The organism is Streptomyces sp. NPDC059564 (genome assembly GCF_042735575.1).
Lineage (GTDB): Bacteria > Actinomycetota > Actinomycetes > Streptomycetales > Streptomycetaceae > Streptomyces.
Genome location: NZ_JBHWBP010000412.1, coordinates 1 through 6,325, shown reverse-complemented (window position 1 = coordinate 6,325; position 6,325 = coordinate 1). Strand labels below are relative to the sequence as shown.

The following is a 6,325-nucleotide window of genomic DNA, read 5'->3' as shown; positions in this document are numbered from 1 at the left end:
CCCGGAACCTCTCGGTTCCGGGGCCGCCCCTTCGTACTGCTGCCCGCCGGGGCTTACGCGCCCTTGGACAGGTCCGGGCCGGAGCCCGTGGCCTCGATCGGGGGGAGGTCCGGCAGAGCGGACTTCTCCTCGCCGCGGAAGGTGAACTTGGCTTCGTCGCCCTCACCCTCCACGCCGACGACCACGATGTGACCGGGACGCAGCTCGCCGAAGAGGATCTTCTCCGACAGCAGGTCCTCGATCTCGCGCTGGATGGTCCGGCGCAGCGGCCGCGCACCCATGATCGGGTCGTAGCCGCGCTTGGCCAGGAGCTGCTTCGCGTCACCGCTGAGCTCGATGCCCATGTCGCGGTCCTTGAGGCGCTCGTCCACCTTGGCGATCATCAGGTCGACGATCTGGATGATGTCTTCCTGCGTGAGCTGGTGGAAGACGACCGTGTCGTCGACACGGTTCAGGAACTCGGGCCGGAAGTGCTGCTTGAGCTCTTCGTTGACCTTCGCCTTCATCCGGTCGTAACCGGTCTTGGTGTCGCCCTGGGCGGCGAAGCCCAGGTTGAAGCCCTTGGAGATGTCCCGCGTACCCAGGTTGGTCGTCATGATGATGACCGTGTTCTTGAAGTCCACGACCCGGCCCTGGGAGTCGGTCAGGCGACCGTCCTCCAGGATCTGGAGCAGGGAATTGAAGATATCCGGGTGCGCCTTCTCGACCTCGTCGAAGAGGACGACGGAGAACGGCTTCCGGCGGACCTTCTCGGTCAGCTGGCCGCCCTCTTCGTAGCCCACGTAGCCGGGGGGCGAACCGAAGAGACGGGAAACCGTGTGCTTCTCGCTGAACTCCGACATGTCGAGGGAGATCAGCGCGTCCTCGTCGCCGAAGAGGAATTCGGCGAGCGTCTTGGACAGCTCGGTCTTACCGACACCGGACGGACCGGCGAAGATGAACGAGCCACCGGGACGCTTCGGGTCCTTCAGACCCGCACGGGTGCGGCGGATGGCCTGGGAGAGCGCCTTGATGGCGTCCTTCTGGCCGATGACGCGACGGTGGAGCTCGTCCTCCATGCGCAGGAGGCGGGAAGACTCCTCCTCCGTGAGCTTGAAGACGGGAATGCCGGTCGCGGTCGCGAGGACTTCGGCGATGAGCTCGCCGTCGACCTCGGCGACGACGTCCATGTCGCCGGCCTTCCATTCCTTCTCGCGCTTGGACTTCGCGGCGAGCAGCTGCTTCTCCGAATCACGGAGAGAAGCCGCCTTCTCGAAGTCCTGGGAGTCGATGGCCGACTCCTTGTCGCGGCGCACGGCCGCGATCTTCTCGTCGAACTCGCGGAGGTCCGGCGGCGCGGTCATCCGGCGGATGCGCATCCGGGAGCCGGCCTCGTCGATCAGGTCGATCGCCTTGTCCGGCAGGAAGCGGTCCGAGATGTACCGGTCCGCCAGCGTCGCCGCCTGGACGAGGGCCTCGTCCGTGATGGAGACGCGGTGGTGGGCCTCGTAGCGGTCCCGCAGGCCCTTGAGGATCTCGATCGTGTGGGGGAGGGAAGGCTCCGCCACCTGGATCGGCTGGAAGCGGCGCTCGAGGGCCGCGTCCTTCTCGAGGTGCTTGCGGTACTCGTCGAGCGTCGTGGCACCAATGGTCTGCAGCTCACCACGGGCCAGCATGGGCTTCAGGATGCTCGCGGCGTCGATCGCGCCCTCGGCGGCACCCGCACCCACGAGGGTGTGGAGCTCGTCGATGAACAGGATGATGTCGCCGCGGGTGCGGATCTCCTTGAGGACCTTCTTCAGGCGCTCCTCGAAGTCACCGCGGTAGCGGGAACCGGCGACCAGGGCACCCAGGTCCAGGGTGTAGAGGTGCTTGTCCTTGAGGGTCTCGGGCACCTCGCCCTTGACGATCGCCTGGGCGAGGCCCTCGACGACGGCGGTCTTGCCGACGCCGGGCTCGCCGATGAGGACCGGGTTGTTCTTGGTCCGGCGGGACAGCACCTGCATGACCCGCTCGATCTCCTTCTCGCGCCCGATGACCGGGTCGAGCTTGGATTCGCGGGCAGCCTGGGTGAGGTTGCGGCCGAACTGGTCGAGGACCAGCGAGGTCGAGGGGGTGCCCTCGGCCGGGCCGCCTGCGGTGGCCGACTCCTTGCCGCCTCCGGTGTAGCCGGAGAGCAGCTGGATGACCTGCTGCCGGACCCTGTTGAGATCGGCGCCCAGCTTCACGAGGACCTGGGCGGCGACGCCCTCGCCCTCGCGGATCAGGCCGAGCAGGATGTGCTCGGTGCCGATGTAGTTGTGGCCGAGCTGGAGGGCCTCTCGGAGCGAAAGCTCCAGGACCTTCTTCGCCCGCGGGGTGAAGGGGATGTGCCCGGACGGGGCCTGCTGGCCCTGACCGATGATCTCCTCAACCTGCTGACGAACAGCCTCGAGCGAAATCCCGAGGCTCTCCAGGGCCTTAGCGGCGACACCCTCACCCTCGTGGATCAAGCCCAGGAGGATGTGCTCGGTGCCGATGTAGTTGTGGTTGAGCATCCGGGCTTCTTCCTGAGCCAGGACGACAACCCGCCGCGCGCGGTCGGTGAACCTCTCGAACATCGTTTATCGCTCCTCAGAGCGGTCGGGCAGTTCGGGGTCGGTCCCCGCCCTGTCCTTCCGCATGCTAGTCCCGCGGGGCGGGACAGCTCATTCCAACTGCCGACATCCGACCTCGGCTCACCCCCACGTCGGTGAGGAAAAACCGGCTGTAAGAGCCGACAACTGCTCCAACCCGATGGTGCGAGACGATGTTCCCGCAGGCCAGGCAGATACCCGTCACACGTGTACGCCGATGGCGAACGGAAGCCGCTCAAATCAGCGTGTCGCCCCGATCCACTAGGAATGTCTTACCCGTAAGGACGGACACTCCATGCCGGTGGGCACGGTTCCCTCCGCTACGGGCGAACACGCTTGTGTCCCGAATGTGGGACTCCGCTCCGCGGATGTTTACGCTCCGCATTGTCACGGGCGCGGTGCGTAACCCAGCGGCGATGCGCGGAGTTGCTCCGGTCATGGCCTTCATCCCCGCGAGCGCCGTCCCCTCGCCCCGCGTCCCGTCCGGGGAGATCACCCGTTCCTGGTACGAGCGGGTGCTCGGCTGGCCCGTCGCGGGCGGCCCGCCCGACCGGCTGCTCACCGGGATCCGGTTCGACGCGCTGGAGCTGCCGGCCGACGCCGGGGCCGCGCTGCTGGCCCGGCTCGCAGGCGCCGCCACCGGCCCGGTGGCGGTGGAGGGGCGCAGGATGTGGTTCCTGGTGGCCCCGGGCTGCGCGGAGGAGCTGGACGGGCTCCTCGACTGGCTGGAGTGGGGCGGGGTGGCGCTGGACCTCACCGCCCTGGGCGCCGGGGGCGGGATCACCGCCCCCGTGCCGCCGGGAGAACGCCCTCGGGGGGCCGCGGTGTGGCTGCGGCCCCCCGAGCTGGGGTGCGAGGCGTCACTGCCTGCCCTGCCCGGTCCGGGGCAGGACACCTGTCCCGGACAACGGGCCTGCGGGCCCGACCTCGTACGCCTGGTGGCCGCGGCGGCGACGGAATGTCACCGGGCACGGCTGCGAAGGCGTACGCCTCAGCCCTTGGCCTTTTCGTAGGCCTCGCGGATGTCGGCGGGGACACGGCCGCGGTCGTTCACGTTGTAACCGTGTTCCTTCGCCCACGCGCGGATCTCGGCGGTGTCGGGATTGCCGGCCGAAGCGGCGGCACGACCCTTGGCACGGCCCGCGGAGACGCGTCCGCCGGTGCGGCGGCCGCCCTTGGTGTACGGGTCGAGCAGCCCGCGAAGCTTTTCAGCGTTGGCGGTGGTGAGGTCGATCTCGTAGGTCTTGCCATCCAGAGCGAACGTCACGGTCTCGTCCGCCTCGCCACCGTCGAGGTCGTCGACAAGAAGGACCTGAACCTTCTGTGCCACCGGGATTTCCTTTCATCGAAAATGCAGTACGCGGAAAGGAAACCGCTTTTGCCTGGAAAACACAAACCCCCGGTGAGAGGTTCAGGGCCTCAACAAGGCGGGAAACGTGCGCGATTCGGACATAGGCCACAGGCCCGCTGCGGCCTGGAAAAGCCGTCGCGATCGATCAGAGGTGCAGAAGCATCCGACTGTTGCCCAAGGTGTTCGGCTTCACTCGTTCGAGACCGAGGAACTCCGCGACTCCCTCGTCATAGGAACGCAGGAGCTCCATGTACACATCGGTCTCGACCGGGGTCTCGCCGATCTCGACGAACCCGTGCTTCGCGAAGAAGTCCACTTCGAAGGTCAGGCAGAATACCCGGCTGACCCCGAGCCGGCGGGCCGTCTCCAACAACTTGGCGAGCACCCGATGTCCCACGCCGGCGCCCTTCAGCTCCCGGTCGACGGCGAGAGTGCGTACTTCGGCGAGGTCTTCCCACATGACGTGGAGAGCCCCGCAGCCGACCACCCGGCCGTCGGACTCGCGTTCCGCGACCCAGAACTCCTGGATGTCCTCGTAAAGGACGACGGGGGCTTTGTCGAGCAGGATCCGCTGCTGCACGTACTGGTCGAGCAGGTGGCGCAGCGCCGGAACATCACGGGTGCGCGCGCGGCGGATGGTCACTGTTTTCGCGTCTGCGGTGGAAAGCTCTCCCATACCCGGACGCTATCGCCCCGGCTCGGTGCGGGGCGCGCCGGAGTCCCCTTCGGCTTCGGCGGGGGCGCTCTCGCGGGTGCTCTCCCGGGTCTCCGGGTCTTCGGGTTCGTCGTGCTGGACGATCCGTACGGCGGCGCGGAGGGCTTCACGCTGTTCCTGGGACATCATCCCGAAGAAGGCCACGAGGGCGGCCGCGGGGTTGTCGCTGGTCGACCAGGCTTCGTTCATCAGTGCGGCCGAGTAGGCGGCGCGGGTGGAGACCGCCGTATATCGATAGGCGCGGCCTTCGGCTTCCCGGCGGACCCAGCCCTTCTGATGGAGATTGTCCATAACGGTCATGACCGTGGTGTACGCGATGGACCGTTCCTGCTGGAGGTCTTCCAGGACTTCCCGAACGGTGACCGGGCGGTTCCACTGCCACACCCGCGTCATCACTGCGTCTTCGAGTTCTCCCAAGGGGCGAGGCACAACAGCACGATAGTGCGGGTTGGGATGAATTGCCCGACTATTCGACGGCAACGCGCGTCTGTGGCTACTTCCGCGTCTGATGGGCGGCTTCGGCGCGGGCGATCACGGCGTCGACGGCCGCGTCTTCCTTGGCCTTGTTGGCGCCGCCCTGACTCTTCACGATCGTCTTCACGAGGAAGATGAAGAACGTGGCCATCACGATGGGGGGCACGAGCGCGGAGACGTAGTCCATGCCCCCCAGCGTAGCTACCCCACCGCGCGCCCGGCCGCCGGGGGCGGGGTGGGCTTGCGGCGCGGCGGAAACACCTCGCCGGGAGTCGGGACGGGGCGCGCCGGCTGATCGGGCCGGGCGGGCTCCTCCGGGCGCGGCGGCTCCTTGGGCGAGGGCTCGGGCCGCGGCCGCGACCCGGCGTCCGCCGCGGCGCGGAGGTCCGGGCGCGGGTCGGCGGACGCGGTGCCGAGGGCCCGTACCGGGAGCGCGTCGGCCGCTGCCGCGGCGTGGGGCTCCGGGCGGGACTCGGCGGCGGCGAAGGAGCGTGTCGGACGTGCGTCGGGCGCTGCCGCGGCGTGGGGGTCCGGGTGGCGGTCGGCCGGGGTGGTGGTGCGGGGCTGTGCCGGGCGGGGGTCCCGGCCGCCCGGGAAGGCCAGGAGGCGGGTGCGGGGGGCCGGGGTGGCCGAGAGGCGGCGGCGTACGGAGCGTTCCGCGACGCCCTGGGCGCGTTCCAGTACGACGGCCGCGAGCGGGTTGGCCCGGAGCGCGCGCAGGGCGGCGAGGTCGTCGGGCTGCGGCTCGTACCCGGCGGCCAGGGCGTCCTGGAGCAGCTCCAGGTAGCCGGAGAGGCTGCCGGGCAGGGCGCGCCGGTAGCGGGCGAGGTCGTCGAGCAGGAACGCTCTGAGCCGGCCCGCCTCCAGGACCGCTTCGTCCACCGACGCCGCGAGGCGCAGGCAGTCCTGGACCTCGGCGGGCGTCAGGGGGGCCGTGGAGGACTGGAGGGCGTGGGCGAGGAGGCGCCTGAGCACGTGCAGCTCGGCGGCGCTGAACGCCATGCCGCCGCGGGATCCGTAGGGCGTGGGCATGGGCCGAAGATACGCGCTAATCGGACAAAATCCCCTGATGGTGCGGGATCGCGGCGGGGGGGGGGGGGGGGCGCCGCCCCGCGCCCCCCCGCGGGGGGGGCCCCGGGGCCCGGGGGGGGCGGGGGGGGGAGTCTGCTGGTCCACCTCCAGACGATATCC

General features: G+C 69.3%; 6 protein-coding genes and 1 pseudogene. 1 reads left to right on the top strand and 6 read right to left on the bottom strand.

Translation table 11 applies throughout. The features are described 5' to 3' along the window. Positions 1–53: 53 nt before the first annotated feature. Positions 54–2,579: an ATP-dependent Clp protease ATP-binding subunit gene (locus ACFV0Q_RS36850; RefSeq protein WP_385011699.1), complete on the bottom strand. Its 2,526-nt coding sequence runs from the start codon at positions 2,577–2,579 to the stop codon at positions 54–56. 452 nt (positions 2,580–3,031) lie between these two features. Here ACFV0Q_RS36850 and ACFV0Q_RS36845 point away from each other — a divergent pair, with 452 nt between their 5' ends. Next, positions 3,032–3,607 carry an SCO3374 family protein gene (locus ACFV0Q_RS36845; RefSeq protein WP_385011697.1) on the top strand — a complete coding sequence of 192 codons (576 nt, stop codon included), beginning with the start codon at positions 3,032–3,034 and terminating at the stop codon, positions 3,605–3,607. Here the strand turns inward: ACFV0Q_RS36845 and ACFV0Q_RS36840 are convergent. From ACFV0Q_RS36840 to ACFV0Q_RS36820, 5 genes and pseudogenes are all read right to left on the bottom strand, one after another. Next, positions 3,586–3,924 (bottom strand): Lsr2 family protein, encoded by a 339-nt coding sequence (locus tag ACFV0Q_RS36840; protein WP_385011694.1) that lies wholly within the window; start codon positions 3,922–3,924, stop codon positions 3,586–3,588. The two genes, ACFV0Q_RS36845 and ACFV0Q_RS36840, sit on opposite strands and share 22 nt — an antisense overlap. Before the next feature lie 166 nt (positions 3,925–4,090). Further along, the gene (locus ACFV0Q_RS36835) at positions 4,091–4,621 is read right to left on the bottom strand and encodes an amino-acid N-acetyltransferase (RefSeq protein WP_385011692.1); all 531 of its coding nucleotides are present in this window, start codon (positions 4,619–4,621) and stop codon (positions 4,091–4,093) included. A gap of 9 nt (positions 4,622–4,630) precedes the next feature. Further along, the gene (locus tag ACFV0Q_RS36830; protein ID WP_385011689.1) at positions 4,631–5,089 is read right to left on the bottom strand and encodes a BlaI/MecI/CopY family transcriptional regulator; all 459 of its coding nucleotides are present in this window, start codon (positions 5,087–5,089) and stop codon (positions 4,631–4,633) included. 64 nt (positions 5,090–5,153) lie between these two features. Then, complete coding sequence (locus ACFV0Q_RS36825) at positions 5,154–5,321, bottom strand: hypothetical protein (RefSeq protein ID WP_385011687.1); 168 nt, start codon at positions 5,319–5,321, stop codon at positions 5,154–5,156. 395 nt (positions 5,322–5,716) lie between these two features. Continuing rightward, positions 5,717–6,166 (bottom strand): annotated as a pseudogene (locus ACFV0Q_RS36820) (hypothetical protein); the annotation flags it as partial. Between the last annotated feature and the right edge of the window lie 159 nt (positions 6,167–6,325).

Coding starts and splice junctions, on each gene's coding strand:
- ACFV0Q_RS36845 (WP_385011697.1), top strand. CDS start 3,032: ATGGCCTTCATCCCCGCGAGCGCCGTCCCCTCGCCCCGCGTCCCGTCC.
- ACFV0Q_RS36825 (WP_385011687.1), bottom strand. CDS start 5,321: ATGGACTACGTCTCCGCGCTCGTGCCCCCCATCGTGATGGCCACGTTC.
- ACFV0Q_RS36835 (WP_385011692.1), bottom strand. CDS start 4,621: ATGGGAGAGCTTTCCACCGCAGACGCGAAAACAGTGACCATCCGCCGC.
- ACFV0Q_RS36850 (WP_385011699.1), bottom strand. CDS start 2,579: ATGTTCGAGAGGTTCACCGACCGCGCGCGGCGGGTTGTCGTCCTGGCT.